This is a genomic window from Methylobacterium sp. ap11 (assembly GCF_900110515.1).
Lineage (GTDB): Bacteria > Pseudomonadota > Alphaproteobacteria > Rhizobiales > Beijerinckiaceae > Methylobacterium > Methylobacterium ajmalii.
Window position 1 is genome coordinate 1 of sequence record NZ_FOEB01000009.1, and the last position, 20658, is coordinate 20658.

Below are 20658 nucleotides of genomic sequence, written 5' to 3' on the forward strand. Positions count from 1 at the left end.
GGTTGCGGCTGCGGCCGAAGTCGACGTACTGGGCGTCGGCCTCGATACCCACGACCACGCCCGAGCCCGGGGTGAACTGGTAGTTGTAGCCGATCTGGCCGCCGCCGACGAAGCCGTCGTTGCTGTTGCGGTTGCCGAAGGCGACGACGCCCGTGGCCGGCCGGCCGAACTGGTCGATGAACACGCTGTTGGCGGCAACGGTGCCGGCCGGCACGCCGATCACGGTCGGGGCGCGGGTGTCAGCGGTGTTGAAGCCGTAACCGGCGTTGAAACCGGCGTAGAAGCCCGTCCAGGTGAAGACCGGCACCGGGGTGAAGACCGGCGGCGGGGCGACGCGACGCGGCAGGTCGGCGGCCGAGGCAGCGGCGGACAGGCCGACGAGGGCCACGGAGGCGAGGAGGATCTTCTTCATTGTCTGACTGGTCCTGATTGGCGAGAGCCGGCGCGCTTCTATCCCCGGTCGGTCACCCGGTCTGTCGCATTCCTGCAACGAGGCCAGGGTTTACCCCGCCACCCGTCAACGAAGCGTGAATCGCGGACCACCCGAAGCCGGAAAAATCGAACTGCGACGGTGACTTGTCATTAACCATGGCGCCGCGGCCGCACACCAGGCGATGTCCACCGGACCTGTGCGGCAGATGTGTCCGGCCGCACGTCCCCGCCCGGCCGCACCCGGAAAACGCCGCCCGGCGCCGTCCTCGACCCACCGAACGATCGTGGGATTCCCTAGCGGCCCGAGGCGCCGAGCCGGCCGGTGTCGCCGGGTCCCGCCGTCTCCCGCGCGGGGGCGCCGTCGCGATCGCCCCCCGGCGTCCCGGCGGCCCGGCGGCCCGGGCTGCTCCGCCCCGGGCGCCGCCGTCACCGGGCAAATCACGGCCAGCACTTGACAAATGCCTGCGCATCGGGCGTGTCCTGCGGGCGGTCGCGTGCCCGACGCGACGGAGCAATGGCGTGAACGTCCCGCCTCGGATCACCGGCGCGGGACTGGCTGCGAAACGACTTTGCCTCCCGGCCGTTGCCGCGACGGTTTCTCCGCGCCGGCCCGATCGGCCCGCGCGCAACGGTTCTCCTCAGGATGTCATTCGCCGAACTGGGTTTAAGCGAGAAGGTCCAGCAGGCCGTCGAGGCCGCGGGCTACACCACGCCGACCCCGATCCAAGCCCAAGCCATTCCGCACGTGCTGGCGCGACGCGACGTGCTGGGCGTCGCCCAGACCGGCACCGGCAAGACGGCGGCCTTCACGCTGCCGATGCTCACCCTGCTCGAGCAGGGCCGGGCCCGCGCCCGGATGCCGCGCACGCTGGTCCTCGAACCGACGCGCGAGCTCGCCGCGCAGGTCGTCGAGAACTTCGAGCGCTACGGCACCAACCACAAGCTCAACGTCGCTCTCCTGATCGGCGGCGTCTCGTTCGCCGACCAGGACATGAAGATCACCCGCGGCGTCGACGTGCTGATCGCGACGCCCGGCCGGCTCCTCGACCACTTCGAGCGCGGCAAGCTGCTGCTCACCGGCGTCGAGCTCCTCGTCATCGACGAGGCCGACCGGATGCTCGACATGGGGTTCATCCCCGACATCGAGCGCATCGTGAAGATGGTGCCGTTCACCCGCCAGACGCTGTTCTTCTCCGCGACGATGCCGCCGGAGATCCAGCGCCTCGCCGACGACTTCCTGCACAACCCCGTGCGGATCGAGGTGGCGCGCCCGGCCTCCACCGCCACCACCATCACCCAGCGCCTCGTGGCGACGGGCGCCGAGGGACACCAGAAGCGCAAGACCCTGCGCAAGCTGATCCGCGCGGCCGAGGAGTTGAACAACGGCATCATCTTCTGCAACCGCAAGCGCGACGTCGCGCAGCTGCAGAAGTCGCTGTCGAACCACGGCTTCAACGTCGCGGCTCTCCACGGCGACATGGACCAGCGCGCCCGCATGGCGGCGCTCGACGCCTTCCGCTCCGGCGAGGTGCCGCTGCTCGTCGCCAGCGACGTGGCCGCCCGCGGCCTCGACATCCCCGCGGTGAGCCACGTCTTCAACTTCGACATCCCGCACCACGCCGAGGACTACGTCCACCGGATCGGCCGCACCGGCCGGGCCGGCCGGGCGGGCGCCGCCTTCACCCTGGTCGGCCGCGGCGACGAGAAGTCGCTGTCCGCGATCGAGACCCTGATCGGCCAGCCGATCGCCTGGGCCGAGGGCGACCTCGCCAGCCTGCCCGACGAGGAGCCCGGCGAGTCGGACGACCGCCGCCGGCGGGGCGGCCGCGGCCGCCGCGACGAGGGCCGAAAGGACGAGGGCCGCCGCGAGGAAGGCGGCCGCCGCGACGAGACGCGCCGGCGCCGGGCCCGCAGCCCCCGCACCGAGGAGGCCGCGTCCGCCCGCGGCAACGGCGAGGGACAGGCCGCCGAGGCCCGGCCCGCTGCCGAGGAGCGCCGGCCGCAGGAGGCCCGCGGGCCGGAGCGTCGCCCCCGGCAAGAGCGCCAGCCCCGCGAGGACCGTGCTCCGCGGGACGAGCGTCCGGTCCAGGAGGAGCGTCGTCCCCGTGACGAGCGCCCGACCGCCCGCCGCAACGACCGCGGACGCAACCGCGACGACGACGCGATGCCGGAGGCCGCGGTCGGCCTCGGCGATCATGTTCCGGCCTTCCTGCTACGGCCGGTTGTGCTGAAGAAGCGCCCGGATTCCGAGTAGTCTCCGGTTTTTCTCGTCTGCCGGCGCTTGAGGGGCGCCGGCTTTAACTGCTTCTCCACGGAACGACCGTAATGGTCTCTGGAAGGCGGCGGCACGAAGCCGGCGCCCAGCGCGGAGACGTTCGATGCCTGACCTGAGCAGCGCCGACCTCGATCGGAGCTTCTTGTTCGGTCAGCGGGCGATGGAGCTGATGAAGGCGTACCGCTCGTCGGCGACGCCGCGCAGCTACGCCGTCTGGTACACCTACGTCGCCGGCCTCAACCCGCAGCTGACCGAGACCGTCAAGCGTCTCACCGCCGAGCACGGTGCCCTGACCGACAACAACGTCGATCTGCTTTTCGAGACCTATCTCGACGGGCGCCAGCTCTCGAGCGAGACCGAGCGGGCGAGCAACGGCGTGCTGGCCGAGATCGAGCAGATCATGGAGATGCTCGATACGGCGCTCGGCTCGACGGCGCGCTACGGCGCCTCGCTCCAGGCCTTCACCCAGGACCTCGCCGCGCCGGCGGTGAACCGCGCCCGGGTGCGCGAGATCATCTCCTCGCTCGTCGTGACCACCCGGGACGTCGCGGCCAACAACCGCACCCTCGAAGCGCGGATGCGCGAGAGCCGCAACGAGATCGAGACCCTGCGCGAGACCCTCGAGGCGGTGCGGGTCGAGTCCCTCACCGATCCCCTCACCGGCATCGGCAACCGCAAGCACTTCGAGGAGATGCTGCGCAAGGCGGTCGACCACTCGGCGGTGCAGGGCCAGCCGGTCTGCCTCGTCGTCCTCGACATCGACCACTTCAAGCGCTTCAACGACCTCTACGGCCACCTGACCGGCGACCAGGTGCTGCGCCTGGTGGCGATGACGATGCGCGAGAGCGTCGAGACTCGCACCACCATCGCGCGGTTCGGCGGCGAGGAATTCGGGATCATCCTGCCGGATTGCGACCGGATCAGCGCCGGCGAGGTCGCCGAGAAGGTCCGCACCAGCGTGATGGGCCGCGAGCTCGTGAAGCGCTCGACCGGCGAGAGCCTGGGCCGGATCACGATCTCGGTCGGCGTCGCGGTCTATCGCCGCGGCGATACCGCGGTGTCGCTCCTGGAGCGGGCCGACCACTGCATGTTCACCGCCAAGCGCTCGGGCCGCAACCGGGTCGTGGACGACGGGATCCCGGCCGACACGATGCACGACGTCGCCTGAATTCGGTCCGAGGCGGCCCGTACGGCACCGCCCCGGCGAAGCACGCTGCCCTCAGGCGTGGGCGGCGGTGAGCGCGTTGGGATCGGCTGGGGTGATCGCCACCGACTCGCCGCACCCGCAGGCCGAGGTCTGGTTGGGATTGTTGAACACGAACTGCGACGACAGCTTCGTGGTCTGGAAATCCATCTGCGTGCCGAGCAGGAACAGCACCGCCTTCGGGTCGATGAAGACGCGCACGCCCTTGTCCTCGACCACGTCCTCGCCGGCCTTGCGCTCCTCGGCGTATTCCATCGTGTAGCTCATCCCGGCGCAGCCGCCGTTCTTGACGCCGACGCGCAGGCCCGCGATCGGGCGCTCCGCATCGGCCATGATGCCCTTGATCCGCGCGGCGGCGGCGTCCGTCAGCGACATCACCTTGAAGCTCGGTGCCATGGTCAAAACTCTCTCCGGCGGCCGGGTTCAAGGCCCGGGCGGTTGAGGCGTGAGGTTACGCCTCGGAAGATAAGCATCCCGTTGCCGATGGTCCACCGGCGGGACGTGCTAGGATGGGACTGCACGGAGGCGGCCATGGCGGATGCGGCACGCGGCGGATGACGCCGGAGGAATTCTTTCGCTGGCAGGAGGGCCAGGACGAGCCGTTCGAGCTCGTCGACGGCGTTCCGATCCCGAAGCACCGGATGATGACCGGGGCGAGCGTCCAGCACGACCGTGTGACCGTGAACATCATCATCGCTTTGGGCAATCAGCTGCGCGGGTCGCGCTGCCGGCCGACGACGGACGACGTCTCGCTGCGCACCAGCATCACCACGATCCGGCGGCCCGACGTCACGGTCGAGTGCGGCGAGATGGTCTACGACACGCACGAGGCCCGCGAGCCGCGCCTCGTCGTCGAGGTCGCCTCCCCATCAACGACCACCGTCGACCGGACCGTGAAGCTGGAGGAGTACAAGCGGCATCCGAGCCTGTGATACATCCTCCTTCTCGAGACCGTGGCCCCGGTCGCCCTCCTCTACCGCCGCGAGGCGGAGGGCTGGCGGCCGGAGCTGTTCGAGGGGCTGGACGCCGTCATCGTCCTGCCGGAGATCGGCGCCGAACTGGCGCTCGCCGAGATCTACGACGGCCTCGCCTTCCCGCCCCGCATCACCGACGCGATGCGCTGAACCCGCTCACCACATGTCGAGCGCGATGCGGGCCTCGTCCGACATCCGGCTCTGGTCCCACGGCGGATCGAACACCATCGTGACGCTGCAGCCGGCGATGCCCGGCACCGCCGAGACGGCGTTCTCGACCCAGCCCGGCATCTCGCCGGCCACCGGGCAGCCCGGGGCGGTGAGCGTCATGTCGATGGCGACGTTGCGGTCGTCGGCGATGTCGACCCGGTAGATCAGGCCGAGCTCGTAGATGTCGGCCGGGATCTCCGGATCGTAGACGGATTTCAGCGCCGCCACGATGCCGTCGGTCAGGCGGTCCATCTCCTCCGGCGGGATCGCGGGAGCGGTCACTTGCGCGTTCAGCGGCGGGGTCGTCGCGCCGGTCGCGGCGGGGGTATCGGTCATGGGGTCCTCACGCGAACATCCGTTCGGCCCGGGTCAGGGCCGAGACGAGGGCGTCGATCTCCGCCGTCGTATTATACAGGCCGAACGAGGCGCGACAGGTGGAAGTGGCGCCGAACCGCTTCAGCAGCGGCATGGCGCAGTGGGTGCCGGCGCGGACCGCGACGCCCTGGCGGTCGATCACGGTCGCGACGTCGTGGGCATGCGCCCCCTTCATCTCGAAGGCGATCACCGCACCCTTGTTCCTGGCCGTGCCGATGATCCGCAGGCTGTTCATCCCGCGAAGCCGCTCCTGCGCGTAGGCGAGGAGGTGCGCCTCGTGCGCGGCGATGCGCTCGCGGCCGAGGCTCATCATGAATTCGAGCGCCGCGCCGAGCCCGATCGCCTCGATGATCGCCGGGGTGCCGGCCTCGAAGCGGTGCGGCGGCGTGTTGTAGGTGACGCGCTCCTCCTCGACGATCTCGATCATCTCGCCGCCGCCCTGGTAGGGGGGCAGGCGCTCCAGCCACTCCTTCTTGCCGTACAGCACGCCGATGCCGGTCGGCCCGTAGACCTTGTGGCCGGTGAAGACGAAGAAGTCGCAATCGAGGGCCTGGACGTCGACCGCCTGGTGGACCGCGCTCTGGGCCCCGTCGAGCAGCACCGGCACGCCGTGGGCATGCGCGATGCGGACGATTTCTTCCGCCGGCGTCACCGTGCCGAGCACGTTCGACATCTGGGTGATCGCCACCATCTTGGTGCGGGGCGTGAAGAGCTTCTCGTATTCCTCGACCAAAAAGTTGCCCTCGTCGTCGACGGGGGCGAATTTCAGCACGGCGCCGCGGCGCTCGCGCAGGAAGTGCCAGGGCACGATGTTGGAATGGTGCTCCATGATCGACAGGATGATCTCGTCACCCTCGCCGATCAGGCCGGCCCAGCCCATGCTGCTCGCCACGAGATTGTAGGCCTCGGTGGCGTTGCGGGTGAAGATGATCTCGTCGGTGGAGCGGGCGTTGAGGAACTGGCGCGTCGTCTCGCGCGCGCCCTCGAACCCGTCCGTCGCCGCGTTCGCCATGAAGTGCAGGCCGCGATGCACGTTGGCGTAGGCCGTCTCCATCGCGCCCGACATCGCGTCGATCACCGCCCGCGGCTTCTGGGCGGAAGCGGCGTTGTCGAGATAGACCAGCGGCTTGCCGTAGACCTGCTGCGACAGGATCGGGAATTGCGCCCGGATCGCCTCGACGTCGTAGGGGGTCTGCAGGACGGGTGCGTTCATGTCGGGCTCTCGTGCGTACGGGGTCGGGCCGGCCCGCTCGGGCCGGCCCCGTCGTCGTCAGCCGCGGCGAGCGAGCCAGGCCTCGGTCTCGGCGATCATCGCGGCGCGTGCGCCCTCGTGGGTCACCGCCTCGATCGCCTCGCCGAGGAAGGCCTGGACCAGCAGGCTCTCGGCCTGGGCCCGCGGCAGGCCGCGGGCCATCAGGTAGAACAGGAGCTCGTCGTCCGGCGCGCCGCAGGTGGCACCGTGGCCGCAGGCCACGTCGTCGGCGAAGATCTCCAGCTCCGGCTTGTTCATCATCTGCCCCTCGTCGGTGAGTAGGAGGCAGTCGGACTTCATCTTGCCGTCGGTCTTCTGGGCGATCTGGCGGACGATGATCTTGCCCTGGAACACGCCGGTGGCGTCGCCGTCGATGACCGTCTTGAACTGCTCGCGGCTGATGCCGCCCACAGCCGCGTGGTCGGCGAGCAGGGTCGAGTCGGCGAGCTGGCCATCGCGGATCATCGCGGCGCCGTTGACGGTGGCGGTCGCGTCGTCACCCGCGAAGTGCAGGTAGAGCTGGTGGCGCGACAGCACCGCGCCGGTCACCACGTTGACGGTCTCGATGTGCGAGCCGGCGCCGAGGCGGGCCGACACGGTCGAGAGCGCAATGGCCGCGTCGCCCTCGATGTTGAGGCGGCTGTGCAGCACGCGGGCGCGGTCGGCGATCACGACGTCGAGGACGTCGTTGGGCTGGTAGGCGATCCCGTCCGGGCCCTCGTGGCTCTCGAGGATCGTCACCTCCGACTCCTCGCCGGCGACGACGAGCACGCGGGTCGCGGTCGAGAACGGGGACGACCCGGTGCCGACGAAGCGCAGGTGCAGGGCGCGCTCGACCTTGGCGCCGGCCTCGACCCGGATCACCGCCCCGTCCGCCATGAAGGCGGCGTTGAGCTGGTAGATCGGGTTCTCGCGGGTCTGCTCGACCGGAGCGAGATGGTCGAGGAGCGGATGGCCCTCGGCCATGGCCTTCGCGAAGGTCACCACCTCCAGGCCCTCGGGCAGGCCCGAGAGATCGGAGAGCGCCGGGACCAGGTGGCCGTTGACGAAGGTCAGGCGCGCGGCCTCGATTCCCGAGAAGCCCCGGGCCGCCTTGACGGCGTTGCGGGCGGTCTCAGGCTCGGGCGCCTCGGCCGGCGGGGCGGCCTCGCGGACAGCGGCGCGCAGGTCGGTGTACTTGAACGCCTCGACGCGGCGGTGCGGCAGGCCCGCCGCCTCGAAATAGCGAAAGGCCTCCTCGCGGGCGATGGCGGCGCCGGGAAGCTTGAGCCGCTGGACCTCGAAGAGCTTCGATAGCCCGGTCTCGGCGGCGGTGCGGAGAGTGGTGACGTCGGCCATGGTCACGCGGCCTCGTTCGCCCGGTACTCGGCGTAGCCCGAGGCCTCGAGCTCGAGGGCGAGCTCCTTGCCGCCGGACTTCACCACGCGGCCCTGCGCCATGACGTGCACGGTGTCGGGCACGATGTGGTTGAGGAGCCGCTGGTAGTGGGTGATGACCAGGAAGCTGCGGTTCTGGGCACGCAACGCGTTCACGCCCTCCGAGACGATGCGCAGCGCGTCGATGTCGAGGCCGGAATCGGTCTCGTCGAGGACGCAGAAGCGCGGCGAGAGCAGCGCCATCTGCAGGATCTCCATGCGCTTCTTCTCGCCGCCGGAGAACCCGACGTTGAGGGCGCGCTTGAGCATCTCGCGGTTGATCTCGAGCTTGTCGGCGGCCGCGAAGACCTGGCGCATGAAGTCGGGCGTGGTCAGCTCGTCCTCGCCGCGGGTCTTGCGCTGGGCGTTCATCGCCGCCTTGAGGAAGGTCATCGTGCCGACGCCGGGGATCTCCAGCGGGTACTGGAAGGCCAGGAAGATGCCGGCCGCCGCGCGGGCGTCGGCTTCCATCTCCAGGATGTTCTCGCCGTCGAGCAGGATCTCGCCGTCGAGGACCTCGTAGTCCTCCTTGCCGGCGATGACGTAGGATAGGGTCGACTTGCCGGAGCCGTTCGGCCCCATGATGGCGGCGACCTCGCCGTCGTTGACGGTCAGGCTCAGGCCGTTGAGGATGGGCTTGTCCTCGATGTTGACGACCAGGTTCTTGATTTCCAGCATGGTAGAAAAGTCCTGACGGGAGCGCAGGCCGTGCGTGCGGCGCCGCGTCCGTGATGGGCGGTATCGGGCGTGGAGCGGTTCCCGGCGCGGCGCCGGGAACCGTGAAGGGGCGATCAGCCCACCGAGCCTTCCAGGCTGATCGAGATCAGCTTCTGGGCCTCGACGGCGAACTCCATCGGCAGCTGCTGCAGCACGTCGCGGACGAAGCCGTTGACGATGAGCGCGGTCGCCTCCTCCTCGGAGAGGCCGCGCTGCAGGCAGTAGAACTTCTGGTCCTCGGAGATCTTCGAGGTGGTGGCCTCGTGCTCGAACACCGCGGATGCGTTCTTCGACTCGATGTACGGCACGGTGTGCGCGCCGCACTGGTCGCCGATCAGGAGCGAGTCGCAGTTGGTGAAGTTGCGAGCGCCCTTGGCCTTCTTGTGCGCCGAGACGAGGCCCCGGTAGGTGTTCTGCGACCGGCCGGCCGAGATGCCCTTCGAGATGATCCGGCTCGTCGTGTTCTTGCCGAGATGGATCATCTTGGTGCCGGAATCGACCTGCTGCATGCCGTTCGACACCGCGATCGAGTAGAACTCGCCACGGGAATTGTCGCCGCGCAGGATGCAGGACGGATACTTCCAGGTGATCGCCGAGCCGGTCTCGACCTGCGTCCACGAGATCTTCGAGTTCGCGCCGCGGCAATCGCCGCGCTTGGTCACGAAGTTGTAGATGCCGCCGCGGCCTTCGGCGTCGCCCGGGTACCAGTTCTGGACCGTCGAGTACTTGATCTCGGCGTCGTCGAGAGCGACGAGCTCGACCACCGCGGCGTGGAGCTGGTTGTCGTCACGCTTCGGGGCGGTGCAGCCCTCGAGGTACGAGACGTACGAGCCCTTGTCGGCGATGATCAGCGTGCGCTCGAACTGGCCGGTGTCACGCTCGTTGATGCGGAAATAGGTCGACAGCTCCATCGGGCAGCGCACGCCCGGCGGGATGTAGACGAACGAGCCGTCGGAGAACACCGCCGAGTTCAGCGTCGCGAAGTAGTTGTCGGTGACCGGCACGACCGAGCCGAGGTACTTGCGCACCAGCTCGGGATGCTCGCGCAGGGCCTCCGAGATCGGCATGAATATGACGCCGGCCTTGGCCAGCTCGGCCTTGAAGGTGGTGGCGACCGAGACCGAATCGAACACCGCATCGACGGCGACGCGGCGCTCGGGGGCGATGCCCTCCAGCACCTCGACCTCGCGCAGCGGGATGCCGAGCTTCTCGTAGGTCTTCAGGATCTCGGGGTCGATCTCGTCGAGCGACTGCGCCGCCTTGCGCTTCGGCGCGGCGTAATAGTACAGCTCGTCGTAGTTGATCTTGTCGTACTCGACCCGCGCCCAGTTCGGCTCCTTCATGGTGAGCCAGCGGCGATAGGCGTCGAGGCGCCATTCGAGCATCCACTCCGGCTCGTCCTTCTTGGCCGAGATGAAGCGGATCACGTCCTCGGAGATGCCCTTCTCGGACTTCTCCATCTCGATCGTGGTCTCGAAACCGTACTTGTACTGATCGACATCGATGGCGCGAACGCGATCGACCGTCTCCTGCACTGCAGGCATACCCGTCTCCTACCGCTTACGGCTTCAAGGGCCGCGAGGTGATGACACGGCCGGATGCGAGGCACGCGCTCACGCGGCCCGCTCCCGGCGCTTATATAGGGATGAAACCAGCCGATCGAAGGCCGCGAGGAACCTTTCCCCGTCCTCTTGCCGGCTGCTCCATCCCAAACTCACGCGCAGCGCCCCCGCGGACAGGGCGGACTCGACCCCCATCGCCGCGAGCACGCCGGAGCGCGACACCTTGCCCGAGGCGCAGGCCGCCCCGGACGATACCGCCACGCCGTCGAGGTCGAGGGCGATCAGCGCCGTCTCGGCCTTGAGTCCCGGCACGGCGAAGCACAGCGTGTTCGGCAGGCGCTCGGCCCCCTCCCCGAACACCACCGCCTCGGACGCCCGCGCCCGCACCCCGGCGGCGATCCCGTCGCGCAGGGCGGCGAGGCGGACCGTTTCCTCCGGCAGCGCGGCGAGCACCAGCTCGGCGGCGAGGCCGAACCCGACGATGCCGGGCAGGTTCTCGGTCCCGGCCCTGAGCCGCGCCTCCTGGCCGCCGCCGCGGATGAAGGCCGGCTCCAGGCCCGCCCCCTCCCCGAGCACGATCGCGCCGACGCCCTTCGGCCCGCCGAGCTTGTGGCCCGAGAGGGTCACGGCGTCCGCGGCGAATATATTGCGCCCAATCGAAATCCGTCCAGCGGCCTGGACGGCATCGGTGTGGAGCAGGGCGCCGTGCTGGCATGTCAGCGCCGCAACCCTCGCCAGGGGCTGGACCACGCCGGTCTCGTTGTTGGCGGCCTGGACCGAGACCAGCGCCGTCACGCCCTCCCCCGCCAAGGTCGCGAGCCGCGCCTCCAGGACGTCGAGACGCAGGACGCCGTCCGCGTCCACCGGCAGGATCTCGGTGGCGTCCATCGTGAACCCGTGCCCTTGCAGGCCGCACGGGTGCTCGGTCGCGCCGATCAGGAGCCGGGTCGGCGCCGGCAGGCCGCGGCGCCGCAGGGCGCCCGACAGGACGGCGTTCGAGGCCTCGGTGCCGCCGCTCGTGAATACCACCCGCGAGGCCGCCGCCCCGACGAGCCCCGCGACCTGGGCGCGGGCCGCCTCGATCGCGGCGCGGGCGGCGCGGCCCTCCCGATGGATCGAGGACGGGTTGCCCGGCAGCTCGACGAGCGCGCGCGCGACCGCCTGCGCAACCTCAGGCTTCACCGCCGAGGTCGCGTTATGGTCGAGATAGGCGCGCTCGCGCTCCATGCGCTGAATTCCTTTGCCTTTCCCCCCGGGGACCGTGCTAAGGCCCGCCCCGGATACGCGTAATCAGACGGTGCGTGGTCATCGGCGCGAGGCGCGGGACTTCGGCACCCGGTTGTTTAGAATGATTCTAGTCATCTAGAACCGTTCTAAGGGTGCTTTTATGGGAGACGGGACCCGAGTCAAGGTTCCGGCCCGGCCCTCTCGTCCGCCGGCGCGCCGCGCTCACGCACCGTTGAAGCCTTTGGAGAGGTGGTTCATGCCCGAGGTCATCTTCGCCGGTCCTGCCGGCCGGCTCGAGGGGCGCTACCAGGCCCCCAAGCAGCGGGGCGCCCCGATCGCCATCGTGCTTCATCCGCACCCGCAATTCGGCGGGACGATGAACAACCAGATCGTCTACAACCTCTTCTACACGTTCGCGAATCGCGGCTTCGCCGCCCTTCGCTTCAATTTCCGCGGCGTCGGCCGCAGCCAGGGCTCGTTCGACCACGGCGTCGGCGAATTGTCGGACGCGGCCTCCGCCCTCGACTGGGTGCAGGCGGTGAACCCCGAGGCCCGCGCCTGCTGGATCGCCGGCGTGTCGTTCGGCTCGTGGATCGGCATGCAGCTCCTGATGCGCCGCCCGGAGATCGAGGGCTTCATCTCGATCGCCGCGATGGCCAACCGCTACGATTTCAGCTTCCTGGCTCCCTGCCCCTCGTCGGGCCTGTTCGTGCACGGCTCCGAGGACCGGGTCGCGCCGGCCCGCGAGGTGATGCCGGTGATCGAGAAGGTGAAGACCCAGAAGGGCGTCATCATCGAGCACCAGATCGTCGACGGCGCCAACCACTTCTTCGACGGCAAGGTCGACGAGCTGACGCAGACGGTCGACACCTACCTCGACAAGCGCCTCGGCAAGCGCGACGAGGCGGCGTAACGGCTGCCGCGCTCGAGCGAACTCGCCACCCTCATCCTGAGATGTCAGTCGTTCGTCGACCGACTGACCTCGAAGGAAAGCTCCAGAAGGCTCGGGTCTCGCTGGAGCCCTCCTTCGAGGCTCCCTGCGGTCGCACCTTAGGATGAGGTGGCGGTTGGGATGAGGAGCCCGATGCGGGCGGACGGTTTCATCAATCCGGCACCGTGATCCTGCTCAGATCCGCCGTCTGCTCCGGAAAGCGCGGGTCCATCGCCTCCAGGGTGTCGGCGACGAGGCGGGCGACCGCGAGGTTGCGGAACCACTTCCGGTTCGCCGGCACGACGTGCCAGGGCGCGAGCCGAGTGCCGCAGAGGGTCAGCGCGTCCTGGAACGCGCCCTGGTAGGCGTCCCAGGATTCGCGCTCGACGAGGTCGGCGGGATCGAACTTCCAGTTCTTGGTCGGATCGGCGAGGCGGGCCTCGAGCCGCTCCTTTTGCTCGGCCTTCGAGATGTGCAGGAAGATCTTGAGCACGGTGGTGCCCGAGAGGGTGAGCAGGCGCTCGAAGTCGTTGATGAGGTCGTAGCGCGGCCGCCACACCGCCTCCGGCACCAGCTGCTTGACCCGGACGATCAGCACGTCCTCGTAGTGGCTGCGGTTGAACACCCCGATCATGCCGCGGGCCGGCACCTGGCGGTGGTAGCGCCACAGGAAATCGTGGTCGAGTTCCTCGGCGCTCGGCGTCTTGAACGACGCGACCTGGCACCCTTGCGGGTTCACCCCCTCGAAGACGTGCCGGATGGTGCCGTCCTTGCCGCCGGTATCGATCGCCTGCAGCACGACCAGCAGGCTGCGCTTGCGCTCGGCGTAGAGCCGTTCCTGGAGGTCGCGGATGCGGGCGCGCACCTCGGCGAGGTCCGCCTCGGCCTGCGCCTTGCCGTCGGAGGAGCCCGGCGCGTCGGGATCGATCTCGGCCAGCCGGCACGGCGCCTCGGGCCGCGACTGGACCACGCCGGGGGGCGGCACCGGCATCGTCGCGCCGTGCTCGGCGAGGAAGCCGGGGCTCGCCGCCGCCAGCAGCCCGGCCTCGTTCGCCCAGGCGGCGGAGGAGGGCCGCGGATGACCGGGAAGCGAAACCGTCTTGTCTTTCGGGTTCTTCTTCGACATCGGAAGGCGGGGGCTCGGATGAGGAACGGCGTGTGCAGGCGATAACGACAGCGAAGCGGGGCCGTTCCGAAAGGTGCGATTGGTGATCCGGGCGCCGATCTACTTCGTGCGCCACGGCGAGACCGACTGGAACGCCGAAGGCCGCCTGCAGGGCCAGCGCGACATCGCCCTCAACCGCAAGGGCGTGGCCCAGGCCGCGGAGGTCGGCGAGCGCCTGGCGGGCCTCGTCGGCGAGGGTGTCGCCGCCCTGCCCTTCGTCTCGAGCCCGATGGAGCGGACCCGCCACACGATGGAGGGCCTGCGCCGCGCGCTCGGCCTCGATCCCGCCGGCTACGCCACCGATCCGCGGCTGCGCGAGATCGGCTTCGGCGCCTGGGAGGGCCTGACCTGGAAGGACGTGCGCCGCGCCGATCCGGCCCGCTCCCAGGCCCGCGACCGCGACCGCTGGGGCTTCTGCCCGCCCGGCGAGGGCGCGGAGAGCTACGCCATGGTGGCCGAGCGGGTGCGCCCGCTCCTCGCCGCCCTCGACGGCCCGACGGTGATCGTGGCCCATGGCGGCGTCGCCCGCGCCGTCATGGTGTCGCTTGGCGTCGCGAGCACCGAGGAGGCGCCCCACCTCGAGATCCTGCAGGGCCGCGTCCTGGTGCTCGAGCCCGGCGGGCGGCGCTGGGTCTGACCCCGTCCGCGGTTTTCGGGCCGGGCCGGGCCGCGAAGCCGCGCCGGTGCCTTGAACCGGCCCCGGTTCTCGTCCACCTCCCCGTGCACCGCCCGTCCGCTACCTGACGCGGGCGAGACCCGTCCGCCGGCCTCCATCCCGGAGCCGCGCCGGCGCCCTGGTGAAGCTCAATGGCCCGAGGCGGGCCAGCGGAGTCGCTTGATGAACCACACCGCCGGGACCGTCCGTCCGCCCAGCCACGGGACGCGCCAGACGGCCGTTCCGCCCAGGGGCGCGGCGGTGCTGCGCGGCCCCGTGCGCCCGGACCTGATCCGTGACGAGGTGCTGGCCGAGATCTTTGGCGAGAGCGCGCGGGCGCGGCCCGACCACCCGGCGCTGATCGACGCGGCGAGCGGGTCCGACGCCGCCTCCCGCACCCGCCTGTCCTACGCCGAGGTCGACCGGCGCTCCGACGCGATCGCCGCGGGCTTCGCAGCCCGCGGCATCGGCCCCGGCGACGTGGTCGGCCTGTGGATGGCCCGCTCGCCCGACCTCCTAGTGGCGCAGATCGGCATCACCAAGGCGGGTGCCGCCTGGCTGCCCTTCGACGCCGAGGCGCCGTCCGACCGCGTCGCCATCTGCCTGAACGATTGCGACGCCAAGGCCCTCCTCCTGTCGGCGGCCCTGAAGGACAAGGCGCCGGACGGCGCCTGCCCAGCCCTCACCCCGGACGAGGTTGCCGCGGGAGCCGCCGGCCCGGCGCCCGACCTGCGGGCCGCCGGCCTCACCCCCGAGCACCCGGCCTACCTGATCTACACCTCCGGCTCGACCGGCGTGCCGAAGGGCATCGTCATCAGCCACCGCAACATCTGCCACTTCCTGCGCTCGGCTAACGACCTCTACGGCGTCACCGGCGACGACGTGGTGTTCCAGGGTGCGTCCGTCGCCTTCGATCTCTCGATGGAGGAGATCTGGGTTCCCTACCTAGCCGGTGCGACCCTGTTCGTGGCGAGCCCGGCCCAGATGGGCGATGCCGAGGCGCTGCCCGACATCCTCAACGAGGCCGGCATCACGGTCCTCGACACGGTGCCGACCCTCCTCGGGCTGATGACCAAGGACGTGCCCGCCCTGCGGCTCATCCTGCTCGGTGGCGAGGCGCTGCCCGAGCCGCTGATCGCCCGCTGGGCGACCCCGTCGCGCAAGCTGTTCAACACCTACGGGCCGACCGAGGCGACCGTGGTGGCGACCGCCGCCGAGATGAAGCCGGGCGACCCCGTCACCATCGGCGGGCCGATCGCCAACTACACCGCCTACATCGCCGACGAGGCCCTGAACCTCGTCGGGCCCGGCGTGCAGGGCGAACTCCTGATCGGCGGTCCGGGCGTCGCCAAGGGCTACCTCGCGCGGCCGGAGCTGACGGCGGAAAAATTCGTCGCCAATCCCTATGGCGGCGACGGCTCCGACCCGGTGCTCTACCGCTCGGGCGACGCGGTCTCGCTCGACTCGGTCGGCCGCATCGTCTTCCACGGCCGCATCGACGACCAGGTGAAGGTCCGCGGCTTCCGCGTCGAGCTCGGCGAGATCGAATCGCGCATCCGGGTCCAGCCCGGCATCGCCTCCGCGGCGGTGGTCCTGCGCCAGGACGACGGCGTCGACCGGCTGGTGGCCTTCGTGGTGCCTGAGCGCGGCAACGCTTCCCAAAAAGAAGACTCGCGGGGGGCCGAGTTCGATCGCGGGCGCCTGCGCGCGGCGCTCGCCGAGACGATGCCGCCCTACATGATTCCGGCGCATTTCGAGGTGGTGGACAGCCTCCCCGTCCTGGCCGCCTCCGGCAAGGTCGACCGCAAGGCGTTGCGCGCCGCACCGCTCGCCGTGGTCGAGATTTCCGGCGAGCAGGAGGAGCCCCGCGACGAGACCGAGGCCGCCTTGCTCGCCGCCGCCCAGACGGTGTTCGGCAACCAGCCGATCCCGTTCGAGGCCGACTTCTTCGGCGATCTCGGCGGGCATTCGCTGCTCGCCGCCCGCTTCGTCTCGGCGGTGCGCACGGTGCCGGCGCTCGCCGCCATCACGCTCCAGGACGTCTATAACGGCCGGACGCTCCGGGCGATGTCCGAGACCCTGATCGCCCGCACCGGCGGCGCCGGGGCGGCGGCCGCGATCCACGATTTGTCGTTCGAGCCGCCGCCCCTGAGCCGGCGCTTCCTGTGCGGCCTCGCGCAAGCCGCCGTCCTGCCCTTCGTCATCGCGCTCGCCACCGCGCAGTGGCTCGGCATCTTCGTCACCTACCTGCTCATCACCGGCGGCGAGCTCGGCTTCTTCGCCGAGATGGCGGTGCTGCTGCTGGTCTATATCGGGCTCAACGCCGCCACCGCGCTCATCGCCATCGCGGTGAAGTGGCTGGTGCTGGGGCGGACCAGGCCCGGGCGCTACCCGCTCTGGGGTACCTACTACTTCCGCTGGTGGCTGACCCAGCGCCTGACGCCGCTCGTCCACGTCAAGTGGCTCCAGGGCTCGCCGATGATCCGCATCTACCTGCGGCTGCTCGGCGCCAAGGTCGGCGAGGATGCGCTGATCTCCGACATCGAGATCGGCGCGCCCGACCTCGTCAGCATCGGGCGTGGCGCCTCGCTGGGCGGCCGGCTGACGCTGGCCAACGCCGAGGTCGTCGGCAACGAGCTGGTCATCGGCCGGGTCTGGATCGGCGACGACGTCGCCATCGGGACCTCCTGCGTCGTCGGCTACGACACCCGGATCGAGGACCACGCGGAACTCGCCGACCTCACCACCGTGCCGTCGGGCACCGTGGTCGGCCGCGCCGAGGCCTGGGACGGCTCGCCGGGCCGCAAGGTCGGCACGGTCGACGTCTCGGACGTCCAGCCGGCGCCGGAGGTCTCCCGCGAGCGCCAGGCCGCGTTCTTCGCGATCTACGCCGTGCTGCTGGCGGCGATCCCCGCGGTCGGCCTGCTGCCGATCTTCCCGGCCTTCTACATCTTCGACCAGATCAGCGACTCGCTGGCGACGATGACCGACGTGGACTACCACTGGTACCTGCCGCTGCTCACCTGGCCGACCGCCATGCTGATGACCGCCGGCACGGTCGGGCTCATCGCCGGCATCCGTTGGCTGGTGCTGCCGCGGCTCAAGGCCGGCAGCTACTCGATCCACAGCGGTGTCTACCTGCGCAAATGGGCGGTGGCGCTCGCCGCCGAGGTGACGCTGGAAACCCTCTCGTCGCTGTTCGCCACCGTCTACATGCGGGCCTGGTACCGGCTGATGGGCGCCGGGATGGGTCAGGGCGCCGAGATCTCGACGAACCTCGCCGGCCGCTACGACCTGGCGGAAGTGGGGCCGCGCAACTTCATCGCCGACGAGGTCGTGTATGGCGAGGAGGAGGTGCGCCGCGGCGTGATGGAGCTGCATCCGGTGCGCACCGGCGCCCGGGTCTTCGTCGGCAACGACGCGGTGGTGCCGCCCGGCGCGATCATCCCGGACGACGTGCTGATCGGCATCAAGTCGAAGCCGCCGGCCAACGACCGCATGGCGCCCGGCGAGACCTGGTTCGGCTCACCGCCGATCAAGCTGCCGGTGCGCCAGAAGGTCGATCTCGGCCAGGCCCAGACCTTCGAGCCCGGGCTCTGGCCGCGGCTGCGGCGCGGCATCTTCGAGGCCTTCACGTCCTCGTTCTCGCCGATGCTGTTCATCACCTTCGCCATCCTGGCGATCGATTTCATCTTCTACCCGGCGATCCTGGCCGGCGACTGGTCGGGCCTCGCCGTCGGCTTCGTCGCCACCAGCGTGGTGATCGCGGTGCTGCAGACCCTCGTGGTCATCGCCGTGAAGTGGCTGCTGATGGGCCGCTACGAGCCCGGCATGCACCCGATGTGGTCGTGGTGGGCGATGCGCACGGAAGCCGTGGCGGTGATGTACTGGGGCCTGGCCGGCAAGGTGCTGCTCGAGCACCTGATGGGCACCCCCTTCCTGCCCTGGGTGCTGCGGCTGTTCGGCACCCGCACCGGCGAGGGCGTGTGCATGCTCGCCACCGACATCACCGAGTTCGACTGCGTCACCATCGGCGACTTCGCCTCGGTCAACCGGATGTCGGCGCTCCAGACCCACCTCTACGAGGACCGGGTGATGAAGGTCGGCCGGGTCGAGGTCGGCCGCGGGGTCAGCGTCGGCGCCTTCGCCACCGTGCTCTACGACACCAAGGTCGGCGACTACGCCCAGCTGCGCCCGCTCACCATCGTGATGAAGGGCGAGAGCATCCCGGCCAATTCCCGCTGGGAGGGCGCGCCGGCGGTGCCGGTGGTCCATCAGGCGGCGGCGGCGGAGTAGCGCGGCGCCATCCCGGGCGGCGGGCGGGCCTTCGCCCGCCCACAGGTGTCTCCCGGCTGCGGCAGCACCCGCGGGCGAATCCCGCTACACTCCCCCGGTGTCCACGCTCCTCGACCTGCCCCGCCCCCTCCTCGACGTCCACCGCTCCGCCCTCGGGCGGCCCTGGCACGAGCGCTGCGCCTCCGCCCCGGCCCAGAGCCTGGCGGTCGCCATCGCGCAAGGGCACGGCCTGCCCGAGGTCCTGGCCCGTGTGCTGGCCGGCCGCGGGGTCGACCTCCACGCCGTGCCGGGCTTCCTCGAGCCGCGCCTGCGCGACCTCCTTCCCGACCCCGCCGTGCTGGTCGACATGGAGGCGGCGGCCGACCGTCTCGCGAGCGCGATCCTCAAGCGCGAGAAGGTCGCGATCTTCGGCGACTACGACGTCGACGGGGCGGCGAGCGCCGCGCTGCTCGCGAGTGCGCTGCGCGACCTCGGCGTGCCCTACCGGCTCCACATCCCCGATCGCATCACGGAAGGGTACGGTCCCAACGTCGCGGCGGTGCGGATGCTCGCCGAGGAGGGCGCCACCCTCCTCGTCACCGTCGATTGCGGCACCGCCGGGCACGAGCCGCTCGCCGAGGCCGGCCGCCTCGGCATGGACGTGGTGGTGCTCGACCATCACGGCGCCCCCGAGGTGCTCCCGCCGGTGCGCGCCCTCGTCAACCCGAACCGCCTCGACGACCTCTCGGGCCTGGGCCATCTCTGCGCCGCCGGCGTGGTCTTCCTGACGCTGGTGGCGCTCAACCGGCGCCTGCGCCGCGACGGTCTCGCGATCCCCGACCTGATGGCCGGGCTCGACCTCGTGGCCCTCGCCACCGTCGCCGACGTCGTGCCGCTGCACGGCCTCAACCGCGCCTTCGTGCGCCAGGGCCTCGCGGTGATGCGCGGGCGCGGCCGGCGGGGCCTCGCCGCCCTCCTCGACGCCGCCGGCCTCTCGGAATCGCCCCAGGCCTGGCATCTCGGCTTCCTGCTCGGGCCCCGCATCAACGCCGGCGGGCGCATCGGCGATTCGATGCTGGGTGCCCGCCTGCTCCTGTGCGAGGACCCGATCGAGGCCGCCGGCATCGCAGCCCAGCTCGACGCCCTCAACCGCGAGCGCCAGGCGATCGAGGCCGCGGCCGTCGCCGAGGCCGAGGCCGAGATGGGGATGCGGCTCGAGCGCGAACCCGACCAGCCGGTCCTCGTCGCCGGCAGCCCGGACTGGCATCCCGGCGTCGTCGGGCTGATCGCGGCGCGCCTCAAGGAGCGCTTCGGCCGCCCGGCCTTCGCCTTCGCCCTGCGCCAGGACGGCACCGCCACCGGGTCCGGCCGCTCGATCCCCGGCGCCGATCTCGGCCGGGCGGTGCGGGCCTGCGTCGAATCCGGCCTCGCCGCCAAGGGCGGCGGGCACGCCATGGCGGCGGGCGTGACGCTGGCCGCCCTCGATCTCGACCGGTTCCGCGAGGCGCTGTCGGGCGACCTCGCGACCTCGGTGGCGGAGGCACGCCTCGGCGAGGCGCTGCTCGTCGACGGCCTCGTCTCCGCCGGCGGCGTGCAGCCGGACCTGGCGGATGCCGTGGAGCGGGCCGGCCCCTTCGGCCAGGGCGCGCCGGAGCCGGTCTTCGCCCTGGCCCGCCACCGCATCGCCGACGCGCGGGTCGTCGGCACCGGCCACGTCAAGGCGCAGCTGCGCGGCCGGGACGGCGTCGCGGTCGGCGCCATCGCGTTCCGGGCGGCGGAATCGCCGGTCGGCCGGCTCCTGCTCTCGCATATCGGCCGCGACATCCACGCCGCCGGCACCCTGTCGCGCGACCGCTGGCGCGGTGCCGACCGGGTCGAGTTGCGCCTGTGCGACGTCGCGGAGGCGAGCTGACACGGCTCCGGTGAGCCGGCCACGGATCGCGGCTTGACACCCCCGGGGCACCCCACCATAAGGGCCCCGTCGCCGAG

16 protein-coding genes and 1 pseudogene are annotated in these 20658 nt (G+C 70.7%); 8 read left to right on the forward strand and 9 right to left on the reverse strand.

The genetic code is table 11. The annotated features are described in order from the left end of the window. Positions 1–412 (reverse strand): annotated as a pseudogene (locus BMX97_RS14860) (porin family protein); the annotation flags it as partial. 663 nt (positions 413–1075) lie between these two features. Here BMX97_RS14860 and BMX97_RS14865 point away from each other — a divergent pair. Together BMX97_RS14865 and BMX97_RS14870 are read left to right on the forward strand one after the other, a co-directional pair. Next, entirely contained in the window at positions 1076–2686 is a 1611-nt protein-coding gene (locus tag BMX97_RS14865) for a DEAD/DEAH box helicase (RefSeq protein ID WP_091751488.1), read from the forward strand. Between the two features lie 124 nt (positions 2687–2810). Further along, positions 2811–3875: a GGDEF domain-containing protein gene (locus BMX97_RS14870; RefSeq protein WP_091751491.1), complete on the forward strand. Its 1065-nt coding sequence runs from the start codon at positions 2811–2813 to the stop codon at positions 3873–3875. Between the two features lie 51 nt (positions 3876–3926). Here the strand turns inward: BMX97_RS14870 and sufA are convergent, their stop codons facing one another. Further along, positions 3927–4307 (reverse strand): Fe-S cluster assembly scaffold SufA, encoded by a 381-nt coding sequence (gene sufA, locus BMX97_RS14875; RefSeq protein WP_091751494.1) that lies wholly within the window; start codon positions 4305–4307, stop codon positions 3927–3929. Between the two features lie 113 nt (positions 4308–4420). On the opposite strand from sufA, the gene BMX97_RS33710 reads away from it, so the two are divergent. Both BMX97_RS33710 and BMX97_RS33715 read left to right on the forward strand, forming a co-directional pair. After that, entirely contained in the window at positions 4421–4843 is a 423-nt protein-coding gene (locus BMX97_RS33710) for a Uma2 family endonuclease (protein WP_244538442.1), read from the forward strand. Between the two features lie 21 nt (positions 4844–4864). Further along, the gene (locus tag BMX97_RS33715) at positions 4865–5035 is read left to right on the forward strand and encodes a hypothetical protein (protein WP_244538443.1); all 171 of its coding nucleotides are present in this window, start codon (positions 4865–4867) and stop codon (positions 5033–5035) included. A 6-nt stretch (positions 5036–5041) separates the two neighbouring features. Here the strand turns inward: BMX97_RS33715 and BMX97_RS14885 are convergent, their stop codons facing one another. The 6 genes from BMX97_RS14885 to BMX97_RS14910 all read right to left on the reverse strand — a co-directional run bounded on the left by BMX97_RS14885 (position 5042) and on the right by BMX97_RS14910 (position 11643). Continuing rightward, on the reverse strand, positions 5042–5347 hold the full coding sequence (locus BMX97_RS14885) for an SUF system Fe-S cluster assembly protein (RefSeq protein WP_244276460.1): 306 nt from the start codon (positions 5345–5347) through the stop codon (positions 5042–5044). Between the two features lie 91 nt (positions 5348–5438). Continuing rightward, positions 5439–6683 (reverse strand): cysteine desulfurase, encoded by a 1245-nt coding sequence (locus tag BMX97_RS14890; RefSeq protein ID WP_091751500.1) that lies wholly within the window; start codon positions 6681–6683, stop codon positions 5439–5441. A gap of 57 nt (positions 6684–6740) precedes the next feature. Then, positions 6741–8060 carry a SufB/SufD family protein gene (locus BMX97_RS14895; protein ID WP_091751503.1) on the reverse strand — a complete coding sequence of 440 codons (1320 nt, stop codon included), beginning with the start codon at positions 8058–8060 and terminating at the stop codon, positions 6741–6743. A gap of 2 nt (positions 8061–8062) precedes the next feature. Continuing rightward, positions 8063–8815 (reverse strand): Fe-S cluster assembly ATPase SufC, encoded by a 753-nt coding sequence (sufC, locus tag BMX97_RS14900; RefSeq protein WP_091751506.1) that lies wholly within the window; start codon positions 8813–8815, stop codon positions 8063–8065. A gap of 113 nt (positions 8816–8928) precedes the next feature. Beyond that, positions 8929–10398 (reverse strand): Fe-S cluster assembly protein SufB, encoded by a 1470-nt coding sequence (gene sufB / locus BMX97_RS14905; protein WP_060847530.1) that lies wholly within the window; start codon positions 10396–10398, stop codon positions 8929–8931. Between the two features lie 69 nt (positions 10399–10467). Then, the gene (locus BMX97_RS14910; RefSeq protein ID WP_091751508.1) at positions 10468–11643 is read right to left on the reverse strand and encodes a cysteine desulfurase family protein; all 1176 of its coding nucleotides are present in this window, start codon (positions 11641–11643) and stop codon (positions 10468–10470) included. A gap of 256 nt (positions 11644–11899) precedes the next feature. On the opposite strand from BMX97_RS14910, the gene BMX97_RS14915 reads away from it, so the two are divergent. After that, positions 11900–12556 carry an alpha/beta hydrolase gene (locus BMX97_RS14915; RefSeq protein ID WP_060847528.1) on the forward strand — a complete coding sequence of 219 codons (657 nt, stop codon included), beginning with the start codon at positions 11900–11902 and terminating at the stop codon, positions 12554–12556. Between the two features lie 190 nt (positions 12557–12746). Here the strand turns inward: BMX97_RS14915 and BMX97_RS14920 are convergent, their stop codons facing one another. Beyond that, positions 12747–13700 carry a polyphosphate kinase 2 family protein gene (locus BMX97_RS14920; RefSeq protein ID WP_091751511.1) on the reverse strand — a complete coding sequence of 318 codons (954 nt, stop codon included), beginning with the start codon at positions 13698–13700 and terminating at the stop codon, positions 12747–12749. A gap of 82 nt (positions 13701–13782) precedes the next feature. On the opposite strand from BMX97_RS14920, the gene BMX97_RS14925 reads away from it, so the two are divergent. The 3 genes from BMX97_RS14925 to recJ all read left to right on the forward strand — a co-directional run bounded on the left by BMX97_RS14925 (position 13783) and on the right by recJ (position 20581). Further along, complete coding sequence (locus tag BMX97_RS14925) at positions 13783–14376, forward strand: histidine phosphatase family protein (RefSeq protein WP_091752040.1); 594 nt, start codon at positions 13783–13785, stop codon at positions 14374–14376. A gap of 201 nt (positions 14377–14577) precedes the next feature. Beyond that, the gene (locus BMX97_RS14930; protein WP_091751514.1) at positions 14578–18690 is read left to right on the forward strand and encodes a Pls/PosA family non-ribosomal peptide synthetase; all 4113 of its coding nucleotides are present in this window, start codon (positions 14578–14580) and stop codon (positions 18688–18690) included. Between the two features lie 97 nt (positions 18691–18787). Beyond that, positions 18788–20581: a single-stranded-DNA-specific exonuclease RecJ gene (recJ, locus tag BMX97_RS14935; protein WP_091751517.1), complete on the forward strand. Its 1794-nt coding sequence runs from the start codon at positions 18788–18790 to the stop codon at positions 20579–20581. The last annotated feature ends 77 nt before the right edge of the window (positions 20582–20658 follow it).

Bases quoted from the DNA above. Each gene is read 5' to 3' on its own strand.
- BMX97_RS14885 (WP_244276460.1), bottom strand. From the start codon at position 5,347: ATGGACCGCCTGACCGACGGCATCGTGGCGGCGCTGAAATCCGTCTAC.
- BMX97_RS14865 (WP_091751488.1), top strand. From the start codon at position 1,076: ATGTCATTCGCCGAACTGGGTTTAAGCGAGAAGGTCCAGCAGGCCGTC.
- BMX97_RS14915 (WP_060847528.1), top strand. From the start codon at position 11,900: ATGCCCGAGGTCATCTTCGCCGGTCCTGCCGGCCGGCTCGAGGGGCGC.
- BMX97_RS33710 (WP_244538442.1), top strand. From the start codon at position 4,421: ATGGGACTGCACGGAGGCGGCCATGGCGGATGCGGCACGCGGCGGATG.
- BMX97_RS14870 (WP_091751491.1), top strand. From the start codon at position 2,811: ATGCCTGACCTGAGCAGCGCCGACCTCGATCGGAGCTTCTTGTTCGGT.
- BMX97_RS14890 (WP_091751500.1), bottom strand. From the start codon at position 6,683: ATGAACGCACCCGTCCTGCAGACCCCCTACGACGTCGAGGCGATCCGG.
- BMX97_RS14920 (WP_091751511.1), bottom strand. From the start codon at position 13,700: ATGTCGAAGAAGAACCCGAAAGACAAGACGGTTTCGCTTCCCGGTCAT.
- sufB (WP_060847530.1), bottom strand. From the start codon at position 10,398: ATGCCTGCAGTGCAGGAGACGGTCGATCGCGTTCGCGCCATCGATGTC.
- sufA (WP_091751494.1), bottom strand. From the start codon at position 4,307: ATGGCACCGAGCTTCAAGGTGATGTCGCTGACGGACGCCGCCGCCGCG.
- BMX97_RS14910 (WP_091751508.1), bottom strand. From the start codon at position 11,643: ATGGAGCGCGAGCGCGCCTATCTCGACCATAACGCGACCTCGGCGGTG.
- sufC (WP_091751506.1), bottom strand. From the start codon at position 8,815: ATGCTGGAAATCAAGAACCTGGTCGTCAACATCGAGGACAAGCCCATC.
- BMX97_RS14930 (WP_091751514.1), top strand. From the start codon at position 14,578: ATGAACCACACCGCCGGGACCGTCCGTCCGCCCAGCCACGGGACGCGC.
- BMX97_RS14895 (WP_091751503.1), bottom strand. From the start codon at position 8,060: ATGGCCGACGTCACCACTCTCCGCACCGCCGCCGAGACCGGGCTATCG.